The following is a 25,179-nucleotide window of genomic DNA, read 5'->3' as shown; positions in this document are numbered from 1 at the left end:
CCGGTTTCAACATAGCCGGGTAGTGATGTGATGCCAGAACGAAAGAAAAGCAGGGTTTACCTGCTCCCGTTCATGCTGTTTTTGTTATTGAGTTTCCTGTTCGTCGCGGCAGGCTTTTACCTCATTAACGATGAACGCCAGTCACGTATATCCAAGGCCACCTCACTGGCCAGTCAGCTGAAAAACAGCCTTGAACTGTTTTCTGCAGAGCGTCGTCAGGCAATGATCAGTCTGATGCAGACCTGGCCTGCTTTCTCTCCCAATGAAATTGACTGGTTCAACGTTCAGGCTGTGTCGCTGATGAATATTCAGCACGGCTATACGTCATTGTCTGTGACAGACAGAAGCGGGAAGATCCGCTGGATGACTATTCCGGAAGGGCAGGGGGCAGAAGCTGCCGGCTTTGCAAAGCCTGAAAGGAAAGAGTTGCCGCTAAGGCTCCCTTCACTTCGCCTGTCTGATGATTTTCAGAGTATGCTGGTGCAGTCACGGACAAGTGGCCATTATTTCTTAGTATACGCCCGCGCCATCAGTACGCAGGAGCCTGAACTGGGTTTCCTGGTAGCCACTTTCGATGTCAGTGAAATTCTTAACGCCATGGTCGGGGAGCTGGTTGGGCCTCAGTTTAATTTCATGATCCGCGATATTGATGCACATTTACTGGAAGCCGGTGATTTTGCTGATGACGGTTCAATTGTCGAAACCGGCAAAATTGCTTTTCTGGGGCGCGACTGGTCACTGCAAATACAGAGCCGGCCCGCCAGGTTCGACGCCGGATGGTTGCTGGGCGCGGCGGGTGTGCTGATGTCGTTGCTGGTAAGCTGGATTTTCCATAAACAGTTAAAAGGTGCAGTCAGGTTATCTGTCAGCCAGAAGCGCTATCAGATAGCCAGCGAAGCCGGTCTGGATGCACTGATGATTTACCAGCCCGCGTCCGGTGGCTTTGTACTGCTTGAAGCCAATACCGTTAGCTATGAACTGTTTCCCTCTCTGAAAAACCGGCAATTGCCACACACACTGCACTACCTGATGGCATTTCTTGGTCATCCTGAGCTGACAACCGCAGCAAAGGAAGTGTCAGACTCGGGAGTGCCTTACGAGACCTATGTAAAAGTCGATACAGATGCTACGGCGGCAGGATGGCTGAAAATTCAGATGGTGAAGGCAGGAGAAACCCTGGCGCTGACCATGCGGGATGTATCAGAGCGGTTCCGTGCACAAATTGATTTAAAGAAAAGCGAGGAGCGTTACCGGCGTCTACTGGACAACATGCAGCGCCACTTCGTGTACACCAGAACACCTGATCACCGGTTTGTTTTTGTCAGTGCCGGACTCAGCGCCATTACCGGATTGAGTGCTGACGAATTTTGTGAACAGTCTGCCAGTCTGACTTACCGCGTACCGGATAATATTCACTCTGTTACAGATGCAATCGCAAAGGGAGTTAAGCCTGAACCGTATCTTGTTCATTATCAGGGAAAAGACGGAGAGATTTTTGTCATTGAATTCACCGACACACCGGTGTGTGACGACAACGGCAAACTCATTGCCGTGGAAGGGATTGCCAGGGACGTGACAAAAGAGCAGGCTCTGCAGGAAGAGGTGGTGTTTCAGGCCAGTCATGATCAGCTCACAGGACTGGTGAACCGGTATGCTTTTGATAACGAACTGCACGTGTTGCTTGAAAGCGTTAAACGGGGAGAGCAAACCGGTGTGATGTGTTTTATCGACATGGACAGATTTAAACTGGTGAACGACAGCTGCGGTCATCCCGCCGGCGACCGTTTACTGAAAGAAGTCGCCGGTATTTTTGCCCGCCATCTTACTGAAAATGAATTGCTGGCGCGCATTGGCGGTGATGAGTTCTGCATTATTTTTTCCAATCAAACGCTGAAAGCAGTTACGGCAAAGCTTGATGAAATTATCAGAGCCGTGTCTGAATACCGTTTTGTCTATGAAGACCGGCTTTTCTACGTAGGCGCCAGTATCGGCGTCATTTCTATTGATCAAAACAGCGGTTCAGCGGCAGAACTGATCCAGGCGGCTGACAACGCCTGCTATCAGGCAAAATATCAGGGCCGCAACCGCTATGTGGTGCATCAGCCTGATGGCTGCGGAAGCGGGCTGAATAAAGAAAGCAGTGTGTTACATGCACTGCAGCGGGCAATCCAGCACGGGCTGTTTGAATTGCACAGTCAGTCCATAGTGCCAATGCATAAAGAAGAGCAGGCGCTGGAACACTACGAAATATTGCTCAGGCTGCCGGATGGCAATGGCGGGCTGATTAGTCCCGCATTGTTCATTCCGCTGGCTGAAAGACATGGCCTGATGAATCAGGTTGACGGCTGGGTGGTTGACCGCACCTTGTCGGTACTGGAAGCACATCCTGCTCATCTGGAAAGACTGGGTAAAGTGGCAATTAATCTGTCCGGTCTGACTTTAGGCGACCCGTCGGGGCTCGCAGGTATCGTCGACAGGGTAATGCGCTCAACAGTGCCTGCACACAAAATCTGCTTTGAAATTACGGAAACTGCCGCAGTAACCAATATTAATGCAGCCAGACATTTCATTGAAACTCTACGTAGTAAAGGATGCCTGTTTGCACTGGATGATTTCGGCGCAGGGATGTCATCGTTTACCTATCTGAAAAATCTGGAAGTCGATTTTGTGAAAATTGACGGCTCTTTCGTGAAAAATATGGCCAGAGACAGTATCGACCATGAAACGGTGAAAGCGATCAGTGCTATCGCGCAAAGTATGGGCAAGAAAACCATCGCTGAGTTCGTTACTGACCAGGCTACCTGTGATGCATTGCGGGAACTGAACGTAGATTACGGTCAGGGTTTTGCTCTGGGTAAACCACTACCATTGATGAATCGTCTGCATACCCGTGATAATGTTAATCTGCTTCGGGCATAAACGTCATTTTAAGGAGAACCCATGGGATTGTTTGATGCGTTGTTAGGTAATGCCAGTGAAACTGATGCGCAGGCTGTGGCTGAAGAATTAGCACCGGTACTGGGCGCAGGTGAGTCCGTTGTAAGTGCTTACAAACTTGTCAGGGACTTAATAGTCTTTACTTCCGGGCGAATGATCCTCATTGATAAGCAGGGGCTGACAGGTCGCAAAGTGAATTACCATTCAATTCCCTACAAATCCATTACCCAGTTTGTAGTGGAAACGGCGGGACACTTCGATACGGATTCTGAACTGAAAATCTGGGTGTCGGGTCAGGATGGACCAGTTGAAATTGAGCTGAGCAAAAATGCCGCGCAGGGCGTACAGAACGCACTGGCTAATCAGATGTTCGGTTAAATCCGGACTGCATGGAAATCAAAACGGGCTGCAATTGCAGCCCGTTTTTTGTTTAATCCGCTTTCGAAGGATGCAGATTACGGTTAAAGAAGTTGGTGATGGTCTTGTACAGGTGAATACCGGTTTCTTTGCCGCGGATACTGTGTTTCTTACCCGGGTAATCCATGGTTTCAAATGGGATCGCCATATCCTGAAGATGCTTGTACAGTTTAGTGCTGTGGGTAAACAGTACGTTGTCGTCTGCCATACCGTGGTAAATCAGCAAATCGCCTTTTAAGTCTTTCGCGTAAGGAAAGACGCTGGAGGCTGTGTAAGCATCATCATCAGTTTTCGGGTTACCCATGTAGCGTTCAGTGTAATGCGTGTCGTACAAACGCCAGTCGGTGACAGGCGCACCGGAGACACCGGCAGCAAAGTAGTCACCGGCTTTGAACATCGACATCAGTGTCATGTAGCCGCCATAGCTGTGACCATGAACACCGATGCGGTCTGCATCCACATACGGCAGTGTACGCAGGAATTTCACACCCGCCACCTGGTCGTCCACTTCTACCGTTCCCATTTTCTTGAAAATAGGATCTTCAAACGCTTTGCCGCGATAGTTTGAACCACGGTTGTCGATGCTGAACACCACATAACCCTGATCTACCCAATATTGCATCAGCAGGCCGCGGTTTCCGCCCCAGCTGTTAGTCACAACCTGTGCATGAGGGCCGCCGTAAAGATAAACAATTACGGGGTGTTTCTTTTCCAGATTTTCCGGCTTGTACAGACGATAGTAAAGCTCTGCGCCATCGTCAGTGGTAATGGTGCCGAATTCAGGTTTTGTCCAGCTGTCCATGTAGGCACTGAGAGGATGATTGTCGTCTACAGCATTCTCTTCAAGCCAGGTAATTTGTTCGCCACCGGCTTTGTGCAGACTCACCTGAGCAGGGTGATTCACCGTTGACATGCTGTCTACATAAATCGAGGCGTCGGAAGAGAAAGTGATGCTGTGGTAGCCGTCTTTCTCTGAGATACGCTGAATGTCACCATCATCAATTGAAACACTGTATAAGTGACGCTCAAGAGGCGTGTCTTTCCTGCCGGTAAAGTAAATGTTGCCCGTTTCAGGATCGATGGCTTCAAGCTCATCCACGACCCATTTGCCTTTTGTTAGCTGCTTTACCAGAGAACCATCATTGTTATACAGGTAAAGATGTTTGTAGCCGTCGCGCTCTGATGCCCAGATGAACTGATTGCGCTCTGGCAGGAAGGTCAAATCATCGTTCAGATTAACCCAGGTATTACTGTTTTCTTTAATCAGTACGGTCTGTTTTTTACTATTCAGATCATAAGCGCGTAACTCCAGCGCCTGCTGGGTACGGTTTTGCCATTGATAAGTGAAAACGCCGGAGGATGGCATCCAGGCTCCGCGGGCCAGATAAATATCTTTATCTTTGCCCAAATCCACCCATTGACGGGCGCCGCTGCCAATTTCCTGAATTGCCAGCGTCACTTCCACATTCGGGGTGCCAGCGGCGGGATACTTCTGCTCAATCATTTTTATGCTGTCCGCATAAATTTCAGAGCGGGTAATAATGTCTACCGGCTTTTCATCTACACGGGTAAAAGCAATGTATTTTTCATCGGGTGACCACCAGTAACCGGTCATACGACCCATTTCTTCCTGTGCAACAAACTCGGCCATACCATATTTGATGTTGCCGCCACCGCCCTGGGTAATCGCCGTTTCTTTGCCACTGGCGATGTTTTTCACATACAGGTTCTGATCACGGATGTAAGCAATGAAATTGCCTTTCGGAGACAAACTGATATCTGTTTCAAATGCGTCCGTATCAAGCAGTTGTCTGGCGCCTGCTTTTCCCAGTTCGTGATAAAACACGTCACCACCTAAAGGAAACAGCAGGGCTTTGCCGTCGGCTGACCACTGGTAGCTGACAATACCGCTGCCGGATAAGCGCATACGTTCACGGCGGGCCTTTTCTTCGTCAGACAGTTCACCGTCGCCTTGTGCAAGGGTGGCTGAGTCGAATAACATGCGGGTTTCACCGGACTGGATGTGGTATTCCCACAAATCCAGCTGATCATAATCTTCCTGCTTTCCGCGCAGGAAGGTTACCCGTTGTCCGTCAGGGGAGACCTGTAAATTCCGCGGGGCATTTCCGTCCAGTGACGGTGATTCAAATATACGTTCGATGGATAAATCTTTGGCGTGAACGAGTGAACTGAGCATAAGGGCTCCGAGTAGTAACGTTTTTTTCATTATTATCTTTGGCAATCGTTAGTTATAAAAGTCTGTCGGATATTTAAAGGATGACACAAGGTGAATAGCAATAAAACCGCTTTAGTGCTGGGTGCGACAGGATTGGTGGGAAAGGCGTTAGTTCGCCAGCTATTGCTCGATCCCAGATATGATTCTATTACTATCCTGGTCCGGCGACCTGTGCCGGCTAGCTTGTTCAGCGATCCGCTGGGTAAGCTGACACCGCTGGTTATCGATTTTGAGCAGCTACAGGATTATCAGGGCTATTTCAGCGTTAACCATGTTTATTGTTGTTTAGGTACAACCCTTAAACAGGCCGGTTCAAAGGCGGCTTTCCGTAAAGTCGATTTCGAGTATATCCACGTTGCCGCGCAGCTCACCAGGGCGCAGCGCGCCGACAGTTTTGTGTGGATATCCTCAGTGGGAGCAGATGCGAAAAGCAGCAACTTTTACCTGCGCGTAAAAGGAGAACTGGAAGATGCATTAATGCGGATGCCTCAACTACCAAACGCATCCGCGGTCAGACCTTCATTACTGCTGGGTGAGCGAAATGAAAGCCGTCCGCTGGAAGCTTTCGGGCAAATGATAGCACCTGCTCTGGGTGTGTTTATGGCCGGTCCACTGAATAAATACCGCCCCGTGTCTGCCACGGAAGTGGCCCATAAAATGATTACTTTGCAGGAGTTTGACAGCCAGTAATGGGAAAGGGGTTTCGTTGTAAGCAGTTCGCGGTGGTCCAGGATAACTGCGCCATGAAAGTAAATACTGACAGCATGTTGCTGGGAAGCTGGGCGCAGCCCGGCAATGCAAAGCGGGTGCTGGATATTGGTACAGGCAGCGGCATACTTGCTCTGATGATGGCGCAAAAGGCCAGTTCTGCTGCACAAATAACGGCGGTGGATATTGACGAGCCGGCAGCCGCACAGGCTGCACAGAATTTTGCTGCATCCCCCTGGTCAACTCAGTTACAGGCGTTAACCGGTGACATCACTTCCCTTGCATTCTCTGGCCGTTTTGATGTGATTATAACGAACCCGCCTTACTTTGAATCAGTGTCCGGGGGCTCCCGGGCATACACAACGCTGACCACAGAACGGGCAACCGCCAGAATTGACGACAGCTTGTCGCCCGCTACACTTTTTGATGTTGTTTCCCGTCAATTGACTGACGATGGGATCTTCTACTGCGTATATCCTGCCTCCCGGGAAACATTGATTACTGAAACTGCAGAAAAGGCCGGACTGTACGCCAGTCAAAGGCTGTACGTCAGTGCAGAGGTTGATAAGCAGCCTTATCTGATCGCCTGGCGTTTTAAACGGCAAAGAAATTGCTTAGATAGTAAGCAACTGGCGATTCGGGACGGTAACGGAGAGTACACGTCAGAATTTCGCCGCTTATGTCGTGAATTCTACTTAAAATTTTAGCGCATCATTGAATCCATTTTTCTGGTGTTATAACTTCATATAAGTATCAGCCATAAGTTGAATTTATCCTGCCAGGGCACGGCTTTAAACTATGATCTAAGAAATCAGCACGTTTTCCGGTTATCCGGAAAGGCGCTACATTTCCGGGAGCCTTGTGTAATGTCGTTTGATAATTTTCCGCTGCAGGTCAGTGAAGGCGAAGCTTTTAGCAGTGAGTCTGAGAGTTTCTCCGGCACAGAACACTTCGGTGATAACACGGTTTATCAACTGGAGAACTTATGGCAGAACCGTTTACGGCAGTTCTGTGCAGCAGAGAAAGCCTTGCAACGGGCAAAACGTATGATGGCAATCTGGCTGGTCGTCGTGGTGATCAGCTTTTGTATGCTGTGTTTTTCGCTATTTGTCTCGCCCGTATCACCGGTATGGCTGTTTTCGCTGGAGTTCATTGCTTTCTTCAGTGGTTGTGTGGTGCAGCCGGTATGCTATCTGCTGGTTAAAGAGCAGCGTCGTCACAGAGATGCTTTATCAAAACGTTTTTACCAGAGTAATCATGAAGTTGAAGTCACTGACAGTCACCTTGTACTGATTAACCGCGGGAATTATTCAGCAGTTACCCGCGTTCCCATTTTGGAGCGCTGATTTGTTTTCAAATTCTGTTTCCGGTTCCCGTTCCGGGGGGCTGGTGATTGTTTTTATTGCCGGTTTAAGCCTGCTGGGTTTGCTGTTACTGGTGCCTATGGATGCCTGGTCCCAGTTACTGGTTTCCGCTGTCCTCCTTATTGCCGTGCATCTCTGTTCTCAGGAGTCGCGGGCCTATCACAGCTATCAGCAGTTTTTTCGCATGGTGGCTATTTTCCTTGGCCTGGCGCTCACTGTCCGGTACCTGATCTGGCGCGGGCTGTATACCCTTACGGCAACAGACGTTTTGTCGCTGGTGGCTGTATGGTTGCTTTATCTGGCTGAAATTTACGCCGGCATTACCCATGTAATGGGATGTATTGTGAATTCATTGCCATTGAGCCGGCCTCTCAAAACCATCCGTAATATTCCTGAAGAAAAGTTACCCACCGTCGATGTGCTTATTCCCACTTACAATGAGCCTGCGGAACTGCTGGAAGTGACCCTGCGCGCGGCGCTGATGTTGAAGTATCCGCAGGAAAAACTGGCTGTGCATCTGCTTGACGATGGCAGTACAGAGCAGAAAATCACGCAGCAGGATGTCGCGGCGGCAAACCGCGCCAGGGCACGTAAAGCTGAACTGTCGGCCATGTGTGAGCGGCTTGGCGTACATTATCATGCCCGCAAACTGAATCATCATGCGAAAGCGGGAAACATCAACGATGCGTTGCTGGAAACCAATGGTGAACTCATCGTTGTGCTGGATGCTGACCATGTGCCGACCATGGATTTTCTTGATCATACCGTGCCCTGGCTGGTGGAAAACGAAAAAGTTTTTCTGGTACAAACACCGCACTTTATGGCGAACCCCGACCCGGTGGAGCGGAACTATTTCTCTGCATTCAGCAGGATGCCTTCAGAAAACGACATGTTTTACGGCACCATTCAGCGGGGGCTGGATTTCTGGTCAGCCTCCTTCTTCTGCGGCTCTGCGGCGGTACTCCGGCGTAGTCACCTTGAAATGGTCGGAGGGTTGTCCGGAGAGTCGATCACAGAGGATGCTGAGACCGCTTTCGATTTGCACGCCATGGGTTACGAGTCCGTTTATGTAGACCGCCCGATGGTCAGCGGTCTGGCGCCGGAAACTTTCGACGCTTTCGTGACGCAGCGTATGCGCTGGGCGCAGGGCATGACACAGATCCTGTTGCTGAAAAAGCCGTTTATGGAAAAGAAGCTGAGCTGGCATCAGCGTATGGGCTATATGAGTTCAATTCTGTTCTGGCTGTTTCCCTTCGCACGTATTATTTTTCTTTTAATGCCGCTGGCCTATCTGGTTTTCGGCATGCAGGTTTATCACGCCTCCATGACTGAGATCATGGCTTACACCATGCCCCACGTCATTGCGACTTACATGCTTTCCACCATGCTATTCGGTAAAACCCGATGGCCGCTGGTATCAGAGCTTTACGAGATCCTGCAGTGTATTTTTACTCTCAGGGCGCTTACCAAAGTGTTCAGGAATCCCCGTGCGCCATCGTTTGTAGTGACCCCGAAAGGGGAGAACCTGACTCAAACCTTTATTTCACCTCTTTCCGGTGTATTTTATGCATTGCTGTTGCTGGTGGGCATTGCCATGGTAGCCGGAGTGGTGAAAATGGTGAATGAACCCCTTACCCGTGAGCTCACCGCCGTGGTGTTGGGTTGGAACGCATTTAATCTGTTGCTGCTTGTCAGTGTGATGGGGGTGCTGGTAGAGCGTAAACAGGTGCGGGAACAGGCCCGCTTGCCGGCCAATGATTACATCAGTCTTATCGGCTCTGATGGTAATGCCTGGACCGGTCACCTGATAGATTTGTCACTGGGGGGCGCAAAGCTCAGGCTGAGCGGCGACACTGCGGGATTGCCGGAAAAAGTGACGCTGATCACAGACAGAGAAGGGGACTTAGGCAAGGTCCGCCTGCCGTGTCAGGTGCTGTCTGTATCTCCTGACAATAAATTTGTACGATTTCAGTTTGTTCAGGACGAAGGTAATATTGACCAGATCGTCCGTTTTGTTCTGGGCGACAGCCGGCGCTGGCAGAGTTTTCAGCGTCGCAGAACCCGCCCGGTGTCCTACTGGTTCGGTGTTAAACATGTACTGAGGGTAAGTGTCAGACCGGCATTTCAGCATTTGTATCTGAACAGCCGCCGCTACTGGCAAAAGATGCGCACAGCTAAAGGAAGCACATAATGAAAAAAATGGTTTTCGTCCTGTTATTTGGCCTGAGTCTGCTAAGTCAGGCAATAGCAGCAGAAACCCACAAAGTGCGACTGTCTGATTTGTATGCAGGTGACAGTACATTGAGAATGGAAGGGGCAGTGGCAGAATTTGAATTATCTGTGCCATTGTCCGGTGGTCTGAAGGTGGAAAAAGCCACACTGGACATGCGGGCGGTAAATTCTATCGCTCTCATCCGGCAGCGTTCGGTTCTGGCGGTCCGGTTTAACAATGCCACCATCAGTCAGATTGCACTGGATCCTAATGCGCCGAATTTCCGTCCGGAAATTGATATTCCTGCTGAACTCTGGCGTGAAGGATTCAATACCCTGACGTTTGCTGTGAGTCAGCATTATGCCAACCAGTGTGTTGATAACGCCGCGCCGGAACTGTGGAGTGAAATCGATTTATACCGTTCGGTGCTGTCTGTAGAAACATCAGCAGTTAATGGCCCGGCCGTGCTGGCTGATTTAAAGAACCGGTTTAATCCCGGTATCGGCCGGCAACAGGGCGTCACATTGTTTACTGCGTCCGGAGCTGAACAATCTACTCTCACCACTGCATTGCCATTGGTTGCTCAGGCGCTGGCTCTACGTGCAGATTACCAGAATCTGGCAATCCGCCATGGCGTGCTGGACAATACCCGTGCGCTGCCGGCCAGAGATGATCTGACGCCGTGGAGCGATGAACAGGCGGAACGCTATCGCATCAGCAGTTTTTATCTTGATAACAGGTCGAAGGAAGCCTTACATGTGGTAGTGGGAACGGCGTCTTCTTTGCGTCCGTTTTTATCTGAGCAAACCTTCAATCAAATCGGAGATGCATATTTAGGTATCGAGTCCACTCCAGCCATTGTGGTGGATGACAAGGTGCTGGTGCCGGCGCGGCAGCGCCTGATTGTTTCCGGTACTAATGAGGGGCAGGTACAGCGTGCTGCAACTACACTGGCTCTGATGGATGATGCACTGAATCCGGATCCCTTCATTCTGATTGACGGCTTCCAGACTGCCAGCAATCAGGTACCGCTGGTGGCCGACACCCTGACGCCCGGGGAAAGCTATTCGTTTCAGGATATGGGCGACGGTGGTGCGGAATACCGCGGAGAAACTGCCACTACCAAGCGAGTTGAATTCAATTTACCGGCGGATTTCTATGTGCCTGAAAATGCCACGGTAACCTTGTTGCTGGATTTTGCCTACGGTGCTGAGTTTGGTCAGGGTTCAATGATGAATGTGCTGATAAACGGCAAACTGGTGCATGGATTGCCGTTGTCAAATCCCAATGGTGATTCCTTCCGCAAGTATCAGTTAAATGTGCCTGCAAGGCACCTGAAAGGAGGCCGCAACCGTCTCGATTTCGACGTGGCGATGCGTGCACCTATTACTGATGTGGTTTGTGATGATGTGGCAGGGCGTCATCTTTACTTCCAGTTGTTACCTGAAAGTCGTATAGAGTTGCCGGAAGCGGGACATGTGGCCAGGCAGCCTGATCTGCGCTTGTTTGGGGAAACCGCTTACCCCATGGCATCTGTTGTGAGCAAGTCTGCTGATATTTACGTGACCCGGCCGGACATGACCGGTGGTGCACTGACACTGGCCGGTAAACTAGCGCAGACAGCGGGTACGCTGCTTCCCGATATTCACGTTATTGAAGGCGTGCCCGGCACGACAACCGATACCGCATTTTTGATGACCACACCGGACTCTGTACCGCAGGGGTATGCCACTGCGTTCGGCGCGTCGCTGGAGAGTGCCAAAAAGTGGCCCTACCGCCTGCAAAACATGCTGCACAACCGTCTGCGGGAAGCGGCAGAAGACAAACAGCATAAAAATCTGATCATGCACGGCGTGACAGTGCAGCAAAGCGGGCTGGGCGACCTGGCAGTCCTGATTGCTCAAAAGAACCCGCAGAGTGACGGTACCGGCACAATATTTATGATGGCCGCTGATACCCCCTCACAACTCAATGACCGTGTGCAGGATCTGATTTCACCGTCCATCTGGGGGCAACTGGGGGGAGACTTCTTTGCCTGGGAAAACCCTGAGCAGCCGGCGCTGGTGATGCAGGTTGCCGATGTTTACGTGGTCGGAGAATTTGAAGATAGCTGGCTGCAAACCCGCATGTGGCTGTCGAACCATCCCTGGTACTGGCTAATTGCGTTTATTGTGCTGGTCCTGTTCTGTTCATTCATTGCTTACTGGTTGTTACGCCGCCGGAATAACAAGATGCAGGACCAATGGTGATGAGACGGTTTAGCTTTGTTTTACTTTCTGTGGCGGTGCTGGTGACTGCTTGCTCTCCTGCCCGCAAAAGTGAGTTCGCCCTCGCCTGGGACACCTACGCGGCCAGATTTTACGACCAGGGTCGTATTATCGACACCGGTAACAATAATGTGTCCCACAGTGAAGGGCAGGGGTACGGTATGTTGTTCGCTGTGGCGGCTGACGACAAGGCACGGTTTGACGAATTATGGCAGTGGACAGCCACTACCTTACAGCGGGCCGATAAGCTGTTCAGCTGGCGGTACACGCCGTGTCCTCAACAGGACAGAACCTGTGTGGATGATCCCAATAACGCCTCGGACGGGGATATACTTATCGCCTGGGCGTTAATTAAAGCGGCAGATAAATGGCAGGAACCTGTGTACCGTAAATCAGCCATGGCGATTCTGGAGGCTGTAAGGGCCACTATGGTCGTGGCTAAACACCCGTACGTACTGTTGCTGCCGGGGGAAAATGGTTTTATTTACCCCAACGGCGATGTGCAGGTGAATTTATCCTACTGGGTATTTCCGGCGCTGAATGCTGCCGCTGATGCTACCGGCGATGAAACCTGGGACGATCTGGCCGTATCCGGCATTTCACTGATACAGCAGAGTAATAACCAATGGTCATTAACCCCGGACTGGTTAAGAGTGACAGACGATGGCATCAGTCTTGAAGGTGTAGTAACCCCTGAGTTCGGGTTCAATGCCTGTCGTATTCCGTTGCAACTTGGCTGGCAAAATATCGATAAGCAGGTAGCGAAGCCTTTTCTGGATTACTGGGCAGATACCGCTGCACCGGCAACTAAAAACTTACTTACCGGTGCGGTGGCAGAATATCCCCTGACGCCGGGCATGAAAGCGGCAAGTGCCGCGACGGCACAGCTTTATGGTAAGCCGGTGAAGGGGGATAACGCCGCCGGTGTATTTACCCTTAACGGTGAGCTTGATTACTATTCAGCAAGTCTCATTATGCTTAGCCGTCTGGCAATTCAAGAAGGAAACCGGCATGGCAGTTAAGCGGTTGTCACTTTTAACCGTAGCAGTACTGACGACTCTGGGCCTGAATGCGCCCCTTCAAGCGGCTGAAGCACCGGATCTCACCGGCGTGTGGTATCACATTAAACATAAGCAGGTGGCGCTGGCGAACGCCGAATATCAGCGTTTACAAAGCCGTTATCCTGACTGGCAGCCGGAAGAATCTCTTAAGCAGGCTATCAGCTTGCTGAATAAACCGTTAAAGCCGGTGGTCCCTGTCGAAAGGAAAAAAGAGACCGTTAAAGAAGACCCCGATGCGGCATTTATGGGCCGGCTGGCAGCGATGAAAGAAAAGCAGTGGCAGAGGCTTTCTGTCGTTGCAGTGTCCCGTGCTGCAACCATTGCTAACAGCAAACGTAATGACGCGGACTTGTTACTGACCGGTTGGATTTACATGGCCAGGCAGCAATATAACGAAGCCATGACTCTGTTCTCTCTGGTCAGTGAAGGCAGTGCCGGACAGAAAAAAGATGCCATTGGTGCGGCTGTGGATGCACTCAGCTTTCAGGCCATGGCTGCAGACGATCTTAACGGGTTGCAAGCGCTTTATGATGCATGGCCGCAGCAAGTTGCCGCACTGATAAACGGTGCTGCCTGGCAGGCTTTTGATGCCGGTGAGTTTACCCGCTCGGGATCTTTATTCAGGATAACCGGTAACCGTTACGGTGAGGTATTGAGCCTGGACGGGCAGGGACACAGTAAAGACGCACTTGTACTGGCTTGTACTACTCCTGCCACGACTGAATTAACAACATGGTGCCGTGACGGATTGTCTTCACAGCAAACAGCTGCATGGGAAGCGAAAGATTATGCAGCCAGCATCCGTGCTGCAGAATCCCTCAAAGATCGTAACCTTCTCAGCCGTGACCAGGAAATGCTGTACGGCTGGGCACTGGATGAAAGCGGTAATAAAGCGGCCGCTTCGAAGGTGTTTCTGTCTGTGCTGGCAGACTCCCCGGCTGACGAAGAGGTTCAGTCTGCCGTTATTCACAGTTTTGATTACAATGCTGAAGCGCTGATGCCGCTGTCAGCAAAGTATCCCTTTATTGCCACGTTTATCAGCAGTCAGGAAGGCGGACAGGCATTCGGGAGAAAACAGTTCGACCTGGCTGATCGTTACAATGCTAATCCGGCAAAAGAATCAACCGCCGGCGATGTGCAGGTTTATGCCGGCTTATCAGCCCGTCACCGTAGCGGTGAAAGGGGGCTTGGCCATCTTGATGAGCATGCCGGTTATACCGGCTTCACTGATGTCTTTAAAGATACCCGTGTCGATGTCAGTGTGCGTCACGAGCAGGTGTTCAGCGGGACACCGGATGCCGGTAGCTGGTTTGGTACAGGCTTGTCTGATGCTGACTTTGCCGGTGAGGCAAAGCAGGCCGGGCAGGGCATCGATGTTTCCTTAACCCGTCAGGAACAGGACTGGACCTGGTACGGTCAGGCCGGGTACTTGCTGCTTGATCAACCTGTCTCTACCCGTCTGACCGGTGCCTTAGGGGCTACCTGGTATCAGGCTGATTTCTTAGTATCAGGTCTGGCTTACAGAGAACGCAGAAAAGACAGTGTTCTCAGTCAGACCGGCACCTGGTTTGATACCTCATCACGTGACAGTAGCGCAGCGTGGGGCGGTGTTATGCAAACAGGTCTGCGTGGATTGGGTGTAGTGGCCCTGAACGATGTGTGGTCAGCATCTTTGTCAGCAGAAACCGCCATGCTTGACGGAGAGCAGGTGAAAGATAACTCCATGCACAGCCTGCGGGTTGAAGTTAGCAGAGAATTATCCGGCGATAAGAAAGACTGGCTGGACTATTTTCGCGTGGCACCGTATCTCGGCTGGCAGCAGTATGATCACGATTTAAGTGGTTTTACGGCCGGACATGGCGGCTATTTCAGTCCGCAGAGATTCTTCAGTACTGGGGTCAGCACTGACCTTCTTACCGCCGAAGGTAGACTGTGGCAGTTGAGAGGCCGTTTCAGTCTCGGCTGGTCTTCAATCAAACAGGATGGCGGGCCGCGCTTTCCGTTAACTGAGGATTCAGTCACGGTGTTACCGTCAACCAATGTGTCAGGCGTCAACGGTGAGTTGCTGATTGAAGGTCAGTATTTGTTTGGGAATCACTGGTCGCTGGCGGGTTATGTCAGCCGCTCACATGCTGTGGCGTATCAGGCAACGTATGCTGGTATTGAGCTTCGCTGGTATGCCGCCCCACGTAAGGGCGTAACCAGCGAAACACTGATAGGGTCGTCTGTGGAATTAAAAGGCTTTGCTTTTTAATAAATACTGACGGAGACCAAATGCCATCAGGATGACGAAAAACAACGCGCCGCCGGGCTCGCTGACAGTAAAGTTACCGAACTGATAGTTATTAATCTGGCCTGTCAGTGTACCCACAGGCGATGTCAGGCTTTTCACAATAAAGTTGCCATCAATATGCCCGTCATAGAATACCGTGTCTGCCAACGGAGCCAGAATACTGCCTTTAAAACCAATGGCGTTCAGGGTCAGTGATGTGGCATCAACAAAGTTAAATAACACATTATTCGCATACGTACCGTCGTGACGGTAAACCCCCGGCTGATTATCTGCAATCTTATTGCCGTCTGCGCCATAAAAACCGGTATTAAACAGAGATACATCCGTACCGGTCACATTGATAATGTTGTAGCTGTCTGTATCAACGTTCAGATAAATGCTTTTGTTTGCTGCAGACAGGGTCGAGGCATCAATAGAGAACACGTTAAAATCGCTGTTGCCATCAAAGCTGATACTCCACACGTCTGTGCCGTTACCGGTTACCGTGGTGGTAGCATTGTCTGACAAAACGCCCCACAACGAAGACGTGGTCAGCAGATCCTGATTGATACTGGTGAAATCAAAGGAGCTGTCATTATAAAAACTGTGTGTATTATTCGTTGCATTAACGCCATACAGGCCAACAGAACTGTCGATATCAATGGTGCCACCGGCAACAGCGTCACCATTGTAAATACGGGCATCCCGCATGGTGACGTTGCCGCCCACTGTAAGGGTGTTTTGTTGACCATTTTCCGGCAGTTCGAGACCAATACCATAGTGCTGCAGGTTTAAGTCGCCACCCACGGCCAGCGTACCCTCTACATCAGACTGAGTGCCTGTCATGTTTTCCATGATGTACGCGTTGAAATCAAAAGCTTCATTCAGATACACAGGCGCGGCACTGGCCAGCTGGCTGCCGAATAACAATCCGATGAAAAGATGTTTTAAACGTAAATGACGCATAAACGCTCCGCTAAGCTTGCCCGAATGCTTCCCTTTTGTGATTTCAGGCATGAATAAAGATAACGTAAAGATTGTATGTTAATTGGCCGGTCAACACCAGCAAAGGAAGGTATGTTGAACAATACTGATGCAAAAAACGCGGCATAAGCCGCGTTTTTAATTTGATAGAAAAGAAATACTGATGGTCAGGATTCTTTCACCAGAACAGATACCTTTTCAATACCTGCAATTTTAACCTGGTTCATTACTTCAACAACGATACCGTGTTCGGTATTTTCTTCTGCCTGAATTGCTGCAGAGTCAGTGTTGTTTTCTGCAAGGAACGTTTGCGCGTTCGCAACAACACGACGGATATCAACTTCACGACCACCCATTGTAATCACGCCATTCGCGTCAATACGGATAGACAGTGATTTGGAAGGCTTGTTGTTGTTTGCCTGGCTGTCATCAGGACGGTTTACGTCCAGACCTTTCTCTTTCACGAAAGAGGTGGTAACAATGAAGAAGATCAACATGATGAACACGATGTCCAACATGGGGGTCATGTCAATCTGAGCCTCGTCATCGGCACTGGTATGCTTTTTTCTTTTCATCTCGTAGTCATTCTTCTCTTTAAGTTCGAGCACCCTAGTATACTGTTTGTTATCAAAACTGGTAGCATTTTGTAATAAACAGACACCATTCTTAACACTTGTTGCTGGCTTTTTAGCCAAAATCACCGGTGAGTTATATTATTACGATGATTTTTTAGTCAGGGCCTTACCCAACTGGTAAAAATACAACATTAATGCATCATTAAGCTGTTTACGCAAATTACCATGAGGATAAATACCAAGTCTAGCCTCAGCAGACTTTTTTGTTCCCTGCACAAGAAACGCATTCTTCACGGGATGATCCTGGATACAAGCTTCGAATGCCCGCGCCGCCATCTCTTGTGGCATAGCATAGTAATACATTTTTAACGTGCGATCAGCCTCTATTGATCGCAAAAGATAATCATTCGGTGCTTTTTGATCGTTCAGGAACATAACCTGAAAACACTCGCAGAGCTTATCATTCAGGGGGTGAGCACGCATTGGCGCACTGTCCAGCCAGGCTTTGGAAGCAAATGATCCCGGCGGCAGATCGCTAAAAACGCGGGATGCAATGTAGTGATCGAAGGCATGAAACCATTCGTGCGCAAGTGCGCCGCCACCGGCGTTCTTTGCCAGAGCCAGTTGCCGCTTAGCACTGTTATAGTGGGCGCTGGCGTGTTTCTGGCCGCCACTGCCAAACGCCAGCGATAATGTGCCGTTCAGCGAGATCACCTGTTCGTTTATTTGTAATATTTCGATCAGATCGTACAGGGCATCGAAGAACAAATTGGCAGCAAGCTGCTGTTCTTCAGCCGTGACCCATTTGCCAATGGTAATTGCAGAGAAATTAAATAACTTGCGGATGTCATTAAAGCTGACGTCCGCACCGTCGCGGTGGGATGGACCGTTGCGGTAGAACTCGCGGTGGAGTCTGCCTGAAGAGGCGTTAGCCGGCGAGTTCATCTAACAGCTGAAGGCACCAGGTGTTGATGCGCTCATCGGTTTGATCAAATTGATTTTCATCGTCGAGGCTAAGGCCGACGAATTGAGACTTATCTTCCGTCAGTCCCTTTGATTCGGCAAACTCATAGCCCTGATTGGGCCAGAAGCCGATAAAGCGGCAACCTGACGGCTCAAGGGCTTCATGCAGCATGCCCAGCGCATCCTGGAACCAGTCGGCATAGCCGAACTGATCACCCAATCCGAACAGGGCAACAGTTTTTCCGGCAAGGTTCAGCTTGTGCACGTCTTCCCAACTGGATTCCCAGTCTTCCTGCAGCTCACCAAAGTCCCAGGTGGAGATGCCGAATATAAGAATGTCGAAAGCTTCTGCCTGTTGCAGCGCAGTATCTTTGATATTAAAAACGCTGACGACCTGCGCATCAAAAATACTGTTCAGCTGAGCCTGAATTTTTTCGGCTGCCATCTCGGTATAACAGGTGGTGGAACCATAAAACAAACCGATGGACAGGGCTTCATCGCTCATTCTTTTACCTCTATTCTTCTTTCCTGGGCGGGATTTCTACCGTATCCCCGTTACTGCACAACGCTTTGCAAATTACAGTGGTGTCATTCTTGTGTAAAACAAGCTGGCCGATTGCAGAGCGGTTCAACAAGGTTTTACCGTCGATGCCATCGGGAGAGCGCGATCTCACCGACATATTCCGGCGCCGTGTAAACACGTTTAGCGGCGATTTATGACCATAAAACCAACGGTTTAATCTTTCCAGCCAGCGCAATAGTCCTTCAGGAAAAGCATTTTTAATACCGCTGCAGGTAAACTGAGTGATATGGGGGCTGTTCCGGCGGAAGCGCAGGCGCACATCATACACGAAAGAGTAGTGCACATCGCCGGACAAAATAATAAATTCCGGCGGCGTTTTATAATGGCGGAAAATATTCAGAATGACGTTTGCCGTGCCACGGTGGGCCATCCAGTTTTCTGCATCTACGGTGAGTGCTTTGCCAAAAAACGTAAATACTTTCTGGATGGCTTCAATCATCTTTACGCCGTAAATGGGGGCGGCAGACACCACAATCACCGCTTCCTTTCCAATTAATGCCTGCTGGAATTCACAAAGTGCTTCCCAGTCCATCAAACCGGATGGCTTATTCAGACTGGATTCTGAACGCCACCGGCGGGTTCGGGTATCCATCACATACACCGGCGGTGACGTCTCCAGTGTGTAGTGCCATTCTTCGAAATCCAGCAGCGTATCAATAAAGGCATCATGTTCCTTCAGGCCGGCGGGAGTGAAAACGCCGGCAGCAGTTTCCAGAATGTCCGTAAACTTATCCGGTTGGTTACCCCAGCCCTGGCAAAGCCAGTAACCCATCAGTGCGTTACCCACCATACGTTTTGACAGGGGATGACCATACACTTCCTGCTCCCACCCTCGGGTCAGATTCCAGTCATCGGTCACGTCGTGATCATCGAATATCATGTAGACCGGCAGGTGTGCCAGAGAACGGCGCACTTCCGGCAAGGTGGCTGCGAAAGCCTGAATAACTGTCAGTTCCTGATTAAATTGAGCTTTGTAGGGTTCAGGGATGTGACTGTCTGAAAATTTGATGTCGCGCCACATCGCCGGCGACCACACCAGGATATACATGGCCATGATTTCTGAAAATGAAATCAAATGGTTTTTTGCATTTACTGAAGTAAACACCGGCTTTTTCTTGGCGCCGAAAAATAGCTTCGACAGTGCCGTGTTCATGGCTATTTTGGGGAGGATTTCGTCCCGCTGATAGTAATTCAATGAGTGAGAGGTCAGTGCATCACTGTGGTCCACCACTGCGCCTTCAAGGGGCTCACCGAAAAGCCCCAGCGCAGTAATGACTTGCTGTATCGCCTGAAGCATTGGACCGGCGACATCGTCGCTGTATACCTGATCGCCGGTCAACAGCAGCATGTCCGGCCGGCAGACACCGCCTTTGAATTCCTCTTCAATTAATCCGTGAACACGGGTAAGCGCATCTTTTTCATCATGATGAGGTTTCCGGCAGGAGCCGTGTAACACGTTTGTCAGTGCCGGTTGCCAGTAAAAAGAAAGGGCTGATTGCCCTTCAAACAACACGGTCTGCTTTTCATTATCCCACTGACTTTGCTGTGATTGCGACGCAAAAAGCAGTTCGTATTCGTTTAATCTGCCGGCGGTGAGTGGTGAAGCCAGGTGGGCTTCCAGCAAAGTAACGAAGGCCCGTTCACCGGCCTGTACGGTATGCTGAGCGCATTCTGTTTGCTGCTGATTACATATCAGTTGTGCATCAACCCGTTCACTGGTAACAAGCCAAAGTGTGAAGCCCTGTGAGTGGGTGTGCCTGAGAACCGGCCCCGCCACTACCAGTGGTAAAGATGACATGACGATGTAAAGCTCCTGTGTTTTGATGAGATTCGCAGGTGAGTTTCTTACAGTGATATACTCTTAAACGTTTTAAATTATTTCGCAATTCTTCAACGGGTTAAAGGAAAAGAATGAAACAAATTATTGGCCTGGCCGGTGTGGCGGTATTTGCACTGGGTGCATGCAGCGAAGCGCCGGAGCAAGTTGAAGTAGCCACGGCTTCCAAAGTCACGTCGCTGGAGGCTAAGGGCACGTGGATAAAAGATGAAAGCGGGAATGTAATGGCCGATCCGCAAACATCTGCCCTTACCGTGTGGGAAGGGAAACTGGTGTCCTTGTCTGATGCCAGTGCCGGCGCGGACATGCAGCGCCGGTTGCATTTTATTGACCCTCAAACTGCAACGGTAACCAGTGATGAAGAAAAAATGCGTATTGGCACCACTGTCAGACGCAGTTGTTTTTCAGGTTATCTGGCAGATGCGCCTGATCTTGAGGCGCTGGTCGCTGATCCCGCTCAGCCCGGCGTTTTCTATACCGTAACCGAAGATGCCACCCGTACCGGCGCATTGTCGGTAAGATGCCAGCAGCGTTATCAGAATACCGGTTCGACAGATTATCCGTCATTGCTGATACGGCTTGAGCGCCATGAGTTCGGCACTACAATGACAGGTGTCAGGCCACTGCAATTCCCGCTGTCTCTGAATGTGGGGGACTACCCCAACGACGGCATTGAGGGACTGGCAATAAGCGCAGATAACACCCTGTATCTCGGACTGGAAAAAGACGCAGCGGGACAGCCCCGTATCTTTTCATTAACCCTGGATGACGACTTCTGGGATACCACGGATTTTGTTCCGGTTGAGGATCCCGGACTTGCTGTGCCTGTTTTTGACAGCGGAAATCATCCTCTGAATGGTCTGGCATGGTATGACGGGGAAGGCGAACAGGGTTACTTGCTGGCTTCTGCGCGTAATGATAATGAATTGTGGGTGATCAGTACTGATCCTGAAAAAGAAACGAAACGCATCCCGTTACATTTCACCGCTCCGGCATCAGGTGATAACTGCAGTACGGAAGAGCGGATGGATAATGCATCCATAGAAGGTTTAACGGTTCTGGGAAACACACTTTATCTGGTAAACGATCCCTGGAAGGAAAACTATTTGAAAAATATAATTTGTGATTCAAATTCGGTAGCCTATCAAGCTATGGCTCCGCTACTTTTTTCTGTTCCCCTCGATCCAGCATGGTTCTAATAAGTTGATTGATTGCGCCCGGTTTTTCAGCTTGCGGTGTGTGGCCACAAGCTGAAAAGACATGAAGGGTTGCTGAAGGTGTATTTGACGATTGAAGCCTGCTGTGCAATTCGGGTATCACCATGTCTTCCCTGCCATGTACAAACCAGGTAACAGGCGGTGGACTGTTTAAAATCGATTGCGTGGTGCGGATCAGATGATTGCGTTGACCAAACACCGAGTTTATGACAGATACGAAGTGACGCAAGCCTTGCTGGGCTGGTTTGTGGTAGCTGTTTCGCCGAACAGCTTCGAGTATCAGCTTGTCAACCTTTTCCGCTTGATAGAAAATAGCTTTGCACTGATTTGTAAAAGCGACTCTGCCGGGTTGCGATAATAGTGCGCCGATTCCCGGCAATCCCATCAGGCGAAAAGGAAATGGTGTCGCATGTCCTAGTGTCGCACTATTCAGTAAGCCCAGTGAAAGCACTTTTTCCGGCATCATTTCGTATATCCTTGTAGCGACAGCCGCACCCAGAGAGTTACCCGCTAAGTGCACTGGCCCATCAGCAATTTGTTTCAGTAGCTGGCAGCCGAGTATAGCCAATACGTTTAAGTCTTCGTGACCATTGACTGGAGAAGAAAGGCCGTGTCCAGGATAGTCCCAGGCTATAATTCTGTAGTCTTGCGAGAGACTACAGAATTGGTTAGCCCAAATCTCAACGCTACTTCCTACACCACCACAGAGCAGGAGCAGAGGTTTGTTTTGAGTTTGTGTGTCCCAGTATCGGATGACGTATTGATCAAGCCGGATTGAGTGCTCTGGTGCAGAGAAATTAAATTCTGTCAGTGTCATTTACCGGCCCCGTTCCATAATATGACAGGCTTAATAGCAGCGCCGTTCTCTATATCTGCAATGGCCTTATTAATGTTTGTGTAGGAGTAAAAGGTAATGAGTTTGTCAAAGGGAAACGTGCCGTTTTCGTAGAGTTCGATTAGAGCTGGTATGAATGTTTCAGGCTGTGATTCCCCTTCCACGATGCCAATCAGATGACGGCCACCACTCATAAAGTGGGTTTCGTTCAACACAATTTCAGCATCCGGACCGGATGCCCCCAATATGCCGCAGGTGCCACGAGGGGCCAAACATTCTACGGCGGTTCGGATAACAGCGGGTATTCCAGTTGTATCCAGCGAAAAATCGGCACCGTGCCCGGTTATCGCTATCAACGAGTTAACGGTGTCGCCTTCAGACAATAATGTGTGTGTAGCCCCTAACTCTTTTGCTATGGCGAGCCTGGACGGGTTTTTATCGACCGCAATAATTGGATAAGCGCCTTGTATCTTTGCCGCCATTATTGCGGCAAGGCCTACTGAGCCGGTGCCAAAGACTATAAAGGATTTACCTTGAGCTACCTTCAACGCATTTATAACGGCACCGGCACCTGTCTGAAGTCCGCAAGCCAGCGGGCCCAGCATTTTCAGATCCGCAGTTTTACTGACTTTCACTACGTTGGTTTGCCTGCAAATGGCAGTGGAGGCAAACGAAGACTGACCAAAGAAATGACTGTGCACAGGGCCGTTTGCGTCTTTAAGAGCGGTGGTGCCGTCTTTCCGTGTAGCAAAGAAATTTTTCGGAAAAAATTCATGACAGTAACTTGGCATCTGTTCCTTGCAACTGGGACATGTTTCGCAGTGATCAAACGTCATTACCACGTGATCACCTACTTTTACTTTCGTTACTTTTTCCCCCACCTGCCTGACAATTCCAGCCCCTTCGTGGCCTAAGACAACTGGAAGGGGGGTAGGGAGCATTCCTGCACGTACTACCAGATCTGTATGGCATATTCCGGTTGCTACTAAGTCGACCATTACCTCGTCTGCGGCAGGCTGGGATAACGTTAAGGTTTCAAGCGTCAGAGGCTTATTATGTTCTCTGGCTACGGCTGCGGTTATTTTCATTATTTGAATCTCACTTTACTTAGAAAGGTTTTAATTGAGCTTTGGGAGAGATGGTCTGCCACTGCCAGTGAGTATATAAATCCCAGTCGGCCGGGCCACAAACTGCAGAACCGTTTCCTGATGATTTGAATCCGCCAAACGGGTTGCAACAATTGTCGTTTACAGTTTGATCATTGATATGGAGCAGTCCTACTTCGAGTTGAGCGCCGATTTGCATAGCTCTTGTGAGGTCGTTGGAGATAACGGCGCCTGCAAGTCCGTAGTCACCACTGTTAGCCAGTTCAATAGCTTCCTCGTCAGTATCGTATGTGACGATATTTACAACCGGCCCGAAGATTTCTTCCTCAAAACAGCGCATACCGGGCGAGACATCAGTGAGAACTGTCGGGGCGTAGAATAGACCTTCGTGATACCCCCCGCATTGCACAATCGCGCCGGCTTCGACAGAATCTTCGACAATTTTGCTGACTTTCTCTAGTTGTTGCGCGCTAATCAGAGAGCCGATGGGGCATTGGCTGTCCAGGTCGCCGTAAGACAGTGTTTTCGCCCGTCCTACAATCTTAGCGATGACTTCTTTAGCAATTGAACGGTGAACTAATATTCGTCCTGAGGCCATACAAATTTGACCCTGATGTAAAAATGCCCCCCATGCGATGTTACTGGCAGCAATATCAATATCTGCGTCATCTAAAATAATAAGCGCGCTTTTTCCACCTAATTCCAATGACACTTTTTTCAGGTGTCTTCCACAAGTTTCTCCTACTAACCTGCCGGCATGCGTTGATCCGGTAAAGGCGATCATACCTACTTCATCTGATGTACAAAGTGCATTTCCAGCGTCTCCGTAACCTGGCAATACTTGATATGTTCCGGCTGGTAATCCAGCGTGCTCAAGTGCCAATGCAAGTAAAAAACCACCTGAGAGCGGCGTGCGGGGATCTGGTTTCGATATTACGGCGTTTCCGGTGGCTAAAGCGGGAGCCACACTTCTTGTACTAAGTACCATCGGGAAATTAAATGGTGATATTACCCCTACAACGCCAATTGGTTTCCTCTTTGCGAAAGACAGCTTTCCTTCATCGTCAGGCAAGGTGATCCCGTGAGGTTGTAGAGCCATTCCTGCAGCAAGTTTTAAAAGTGTGATGCACTCCCGTACCTCGTGTTCGCCTTTGAATCTGGCACCACCTGTTTCTCTGGCCACAATCTCGCTAAATGATGTGAAATGTGTTTGCAGAAAATTTGCGGCTTTCAAAAAAACATCTGCTTTTTCTCTGGCAGCTATCATTGCCCACGCCATGCCTGCGCGGGATGCGTCTTTTGCTGCTCTACGGATATCCTCTTCGCCGGCGCTACCGACTTCTGTTAGCCACATCTGTTTGGCCGGTTCATCGACAGCGATAGTTTCTCGTCCATTTTTTGTCCATTTGCCAGTATATATACAGCTTTTCCAGGGTTGTTCTTTTAGCCATTGATTGACCACGGTTTCTTCCTCAATTTTCATAAATATCGCCATGGGTATTTCAAGTCATGTGCCAAAATACACATGTGGATAACATTTTATTTACGTTGGCGGTGATGGTAAGGGCTCGGTGGATAGTCTGGTCGGCTGGAAGACACGAATAT

Annotated in this window: 19 protein-coding genes; 10 read left to right on the top strand and 9 right to left on the bottom strand. The window is 49.9% G+C overall.

What is annotated here, in order from left to right; all coding sequences use genetic code 11:
• The first annotated feature begins 30 nt into the window (after window positions 1-30).
• A complete protein-coding gene (locus tag ACXAGC_RS18325; RefSeq protein ID WP_474846301.1) occupies window positions 31-2,919 on the top strand; it encodes a putative bifunctional diguanylate cyclase/phosphodiesterase in 2,889 nt (962 codons plus the stop codon).
• 21 nt (window positions 2,920-2,940) lie between these two features.
• Complete coding sequence (locus tag ACXAGC_RS18320; RefSeq protein WP_474846130.1) at window positions 2,941-3,315, top strand: PH domain-containing protein; 375 nt, start codon at window positions 2,941-2,943, stop codon at window positions 3,313-3,315.
• 52 nt (window positions 3,316-3,367) lie between these two features.
• On the opposite strand, the gene ACXAGC_RS18315 is transcribed toward ACXAGC_RS18320, so the two are convergent.
• On the bottom strand, window positions 3,368-5,581 hold the full coding sequence (locus tag ACXAGC_RS18315; RefSeq protein ID WP_474846128.1) for a S9 family peptidase: 2,214 nt from the start codon (window positions 5,579-5,581) through the stop codon (window positions 3,368-3,370).
• Between the two features lie 60 nt (window positions 5,582-5,641).
• Here ACXAGC_RS18315 and ACXAGC_RS18310 point away from each other — a divergent pair, with 60 nt between their 5' ends.
• From ACXAGC_RS18310 to ACXAGC_RS18280, 7 genes are all read left to right on the top strand, one after another.
• On the top strand, window positions 5,642-6,280 hold the full coding sequence (locus ACXAGC_RS18310) for an NAD(P)H-binding protein (RefSeq protein WP_474846126.1): 639 nt from the start codon (window positions 5,642-5,644) through the stop codon (window positions 6,278-6,280).
• 53 nt (window positions 6,281-6,333) lie between these two features.
• Entirely contained in the window at window positions 6,334-7,005 is a 672-nt protein-coding gene (locus ACXAGC_RS18305; RefSeq protein WP_474846124.1) for a tRNA1(Val) (adenine(37)-N6)-methyltransferase, read from the top strand.
• A 159-nt stretch (window positions 7,006-7,164) separates the two neighbouring features.
• Window positions 7,165-7,644, top strand: coding sequence for a hypothetical protein (locus ACXAGC_RS18300; protein WP_474846122.1), 480 nt, complete (start codon window positions 7,165-7,167; stop codon window positions 7,642-7,644).
• A gap of 1 nt (window position 7,645) precedes the next feature.
• Complete coding sequence (bcsA, locus tag ACXAGC_RS18295) at window positions 7,646-9,853, top strand: UDP-forming cellulose synthase catalytic subunit (RefSeq protein ID WP_474846120.1); 2,208 nt, start codon at window positions 7,646-7,648, stop codon at window positions 9,851-9,853.
• Window positions 9,853-12,123 carry a cellulose biosynthesis cyclic di-GMP-binding regulatory protein BcsB gene (locus tag ACXAGC_RS18290; protein WP_474846118.1) on the top strand — a complete coding sequence of 757 codons (2,271 nt, stop codon included), beginning with the start codon at window positions 9,853-9,855 and terminating at the stop codon, window positions 12,121-12,123. Before bcsA ends, ACXAGC_RS18290 begins: the two co-directional genes overlap by 1 nt.
• Window positions 12,123-13,163, top strand: a complete 1,041-nt coding sequence (locus ACXAGC_RS18285; protein ID WP_474846116.1) for a family 8 glycosyl hydrolase — start codon at window positions 12,123-12,125, stop codon at window positions 13,161-13,163. Before ACXAGC_RS18290 ends, ACXAGC_RS18285 begins: the two co-directional genes overlap by 1 nt.
• A complete protein-coding gene (locus tag ACXAGC_RS18280; RefSeq protein ID WP_474846114.1) occupies window positions 13,153-15,456 on the top strand; it encodes a cellulose synthase subunit BcsC-related outer membrane protein in 2,304 nt (767 codons plus the stop codon). The genes ACXAGC_RS18285 and ACXAGC_RS18280 overlap by 11 nt, the downstream gene beginning before the upstream one ends.
• Here ACXAGC_RS18280 and ACXAGC_RS18275 read toward each other — a convergent pair.
• The 5 genes from ACXAGC_RS18275 to ACXAGC_RS18255 form a co-directional block, all read right to left on the bottom strand.
• Complete coding sequence (locus ACXAGC_RS18275; protein WP_474846112.1) at window positions 15,436-16,440, bottom strand: choice-of-anchor A family protein; 1,005 nt, start codon at window positions 16,438-16,440, stop codon at window positions 15,436-15,438. The genes ACXAGC_RS18280 and ACXAGC_RS18275 overlap by 21 nt on opposite strands.
• A 185-nt stretch (window positions 16,441-16,625) precedes the next feature.
• Window positions 16,626-17,033 carry an ExbD/TolR family protein gene (locus ACXAGC_RS18270; RefSeq protein WP_119503483.1) on the bottom strand — a complete coding sequence of 136 codons (408 nt, stop codon included), beginning with the start codon at window positions 17,031-17,033 and terminating at the stop codon, window positions 16,626-16,628.
• A 141-nt stretch (window positions 17,034-17,174) separates the two neighbouring features.
• The gene (locus ACXAGC_RS18265) at window positions 17,175-17,978 is read right to left on the bottom strand and encodes a CLCA_X family protein (RefSeq protein ID WP_474846110.1); all 804 of its coding nucleotides are present in this window, start codon (window positions 17,976-17,978) and stop codon (window positions 17,175-17,177) included.
• Window positions 17,962-18,501 carry a flavodoxin FldB gene (fldB, locus tag ACXAGC_RS18260; RefSeq protein ID WP_119502549.1) on the bottom strand — a complete coding sequence of 180 codons (540 nt, stop codon included), beginning with the start codon at window positions 18,499-18,501 and terminating at the stop codon, window positions 17,962-17,964. The genes ACXAGC_RS18265 and fldB overlap by 17 nt, the downstream gene beginning before the upstream one ends.
• Window positions 18,502-18,511: 10 nt before the next feature.
• Complete coding sequence (locus ACXAGC_RS18255) at window positions 18,512-20,377, bottom strand: metallophosphoesterase family protein (RefSeq protein ID WP_474846108.1); 1,866 nt, start codon at window positions 20,375-20,377, stop codon at window positions 18,512-18,514.
• A gap of 113 nt (window positions 20,378-20,490) precedes the next feature.
• Here ACXAGC_RS18255 and ACXAGC_RS18250 point away from each other — a divergent pair, with 113 nt between their 5' ends.
• A complete protein-coding gene (locus ACXAGC_RS18250) occupies window positions 20,491-21,615 on the top strand; it encodes a hypothetical protein (RefSeq protein ID WP_474846106.1) in 1,125 nt (374 codons plus the stop codon).
• Here ACXAGC_RS18250 and ACXAGC_RS18245 read toward each other — a convergent pair.
• Genes ACXAGC_RS18245 through ACXAGC_RS18235 form a run of 3 tightly spaced genes read right to left on the bottom strand, consistent with a single transcriptional unit; the run spans window position 21,566 to window position 25,069 of the window.
• Window positions 21,566-22,450: an alpha/beta fold hydrolase gene (locus tag ACXAGC_RS18245; RefSeq protein WP_474846104.1), complete on the bottom strand. Its 885-nt coding sequence runs from the start codon at window positions 22,448-22,450 to the stop codon at window positions 21,566-21,568. The genes ACXAGC_RS18250 and ACXAGC_RS18245 overlap by 50 nt on opposite strands.
• Window positions 22,447-23,556: an NAD(P)-dependent alcohol dehydrogenase gene (locus ACXAGC_RS18240; RefSeq protein WP_474846102.1), complete on the bottom strand. Its 1,110-nt coding sequence runs from the start codon at window positions 23,554-23,556 to the stop codon at window positions 22,447-22,449. The genes ACXAGC_RS18245 and ACXAGC_RS18240 overlap by 4 nt, the downstream gene beginning before the upstream one ends.
• A gap of 19 nt (window positions 23,557-23,575) precedes the next feature.
• Window positions 23,576-25,069, bottom strand: a complete 1,494-nt coding sequence (locus ACXAGC_RS18235; RefSeq protein WP_474846100.1) for a benzaldehyde dehydrogenase — start codon at window positions 25,067-25,069, stop codon at window positions 23,576-23,578.
• Window positions 25,070-25,179: the final 110 nt, after the last annotated feature.

It is taken from the genome of Alteromonas sp. AWJ4_197, from assembly GCF_056160285.1.
The sequence above is the reverse complement of the archived record's forward strand: the minus strand, read 5'-3'. Positions and strand labels throughout refer to the sequence as shown.

Excerpts from the sequence above, each read along its gene's own strand:
- ACXAGC_RS18255 (WP_474846108.1), bottom strand. The coding sequence starts at position 20,377 with ATGTCATCTTTACCACTGGTAGTGGCGGGGCCGGTTCTCAGGCACACC.
- ACXAGC_RS18275 (WP_474846112.1), bottom strand. The coding sequence starts at position 16,440 with ATGCGTCATTTACGTTTAAAACATCTTTTCATCGGATTGTTATTCGGC.
- ACXAGC_RS18290 (WP_474846118.1), top strand. The coding sequence starts at position 9,853 with ATGAAAAAAATGGTTTTCGTCCTGTTATTTGGCCTGAGTCTGCTAAGT.
- ACXAGC_RS18270 (WP_119503483.1), bottom strand. The coding sequence starts at position 17,033 with ATGAAAAGAAAAAAGCATACCAGTGCCGATGACGAGGCTCAGATTGAC.
- ACXAGC_RS18240 (WP_474846102.1), bottom strand. The coding sequence starts at position 23,556 with ATGAAAATAACCGCAGCCGTAGCCAGAGAACATAATAAGCCTCTGACG.
- ACXAGC_RS18245 (WP_474846104.1), bottom strand. The coding sequence starts at position 22,450 with ATGACACTGACAGAATTTAATTTCTCTGCACCAGAGCACTCAATCCGG.
- ACXAGC_RS18315 (WP_474846128.1), bottom strand. The coding sequence starts at position 5,581 with ATGAAAAAAACGTTACTACTCGGAGCCCTTATGCTCAGTTCACTCGTT.
- ACXAGC_RS18305 (WP_474846124.1), top strand. The coding sequence starts at position 6,334 with ATGAAAGTAAATACTGACAGCATGTTGCTGGGAAGCTGGGCGCAGCCC.
- fldB (WP_119502549.1), bottom strand. The coding sequence starts at position 18,501 with ATGAGCGATGAAGCCCTGTCCATCGGTTTGTTTTATGGTTCCACCACC.
- ACXAGC_RS18325 (WP_474846301.1), top strand. The coding sequence starts at position 31 with ATGCCAGAACGAAAGAAAAGCAGGGTTTACCTGCTCCCGTTCATGCTG.
- ACXAGC_RS18235 (WP_474846100.1), bottom strand. The coding sequence starts at position 25,069 with ATGGCGATATTTATGAAAATTGAGGAAGAAACCGTGGTCAATCAATGG.
- ACXAGC_RS18300 (WP_474846122.1), top strand. The coding sequence starts at position 7,165 with ATGTCGTTTGATAATTTTCCGCTGCAGGTCAGTGAAGGCGAAGCTTTT.
- ACXAGC_RS18285 (WP_474846116.1), top strand. The coding sequence starts at position 12,123 with ATGAGACGGTTTAGCTTTGTTTTACTTTCTGTGGCGGTGCTGGTGACT.
- ACXAGC_RS18320 (WP_474846130.1), top strand. The coding sequence starts at position 2,941 with ATGGGATTGTTTGATGCGTTGTTAGGTAATGCCAGTGAAACTGATGCG.
- ACXAGC_RS18265 (WP_474846110.1), bottom strand. The coding sequence starts at position 17,978 with ATGAACTCGCCGGCTAACGCCTCTTCAGGCAGACTCCACCGCGAGTTC.
- ACXAGC_RS18280 (WP_474846114.1), top strand. The coding sequence starts at position 13,153 with ATGGCAGTTAAGCGGTTGTCACTTTTAACCGTAGCAGTACTGACGACT.
- ACXAGC_RS18250 (WP_474846106.1), top strand. The coding sequence starts at position 20,491 with ATGAAACAAATTATTGGCCTGGCCGGTGTGGCGGTATTTGCACTGGGT.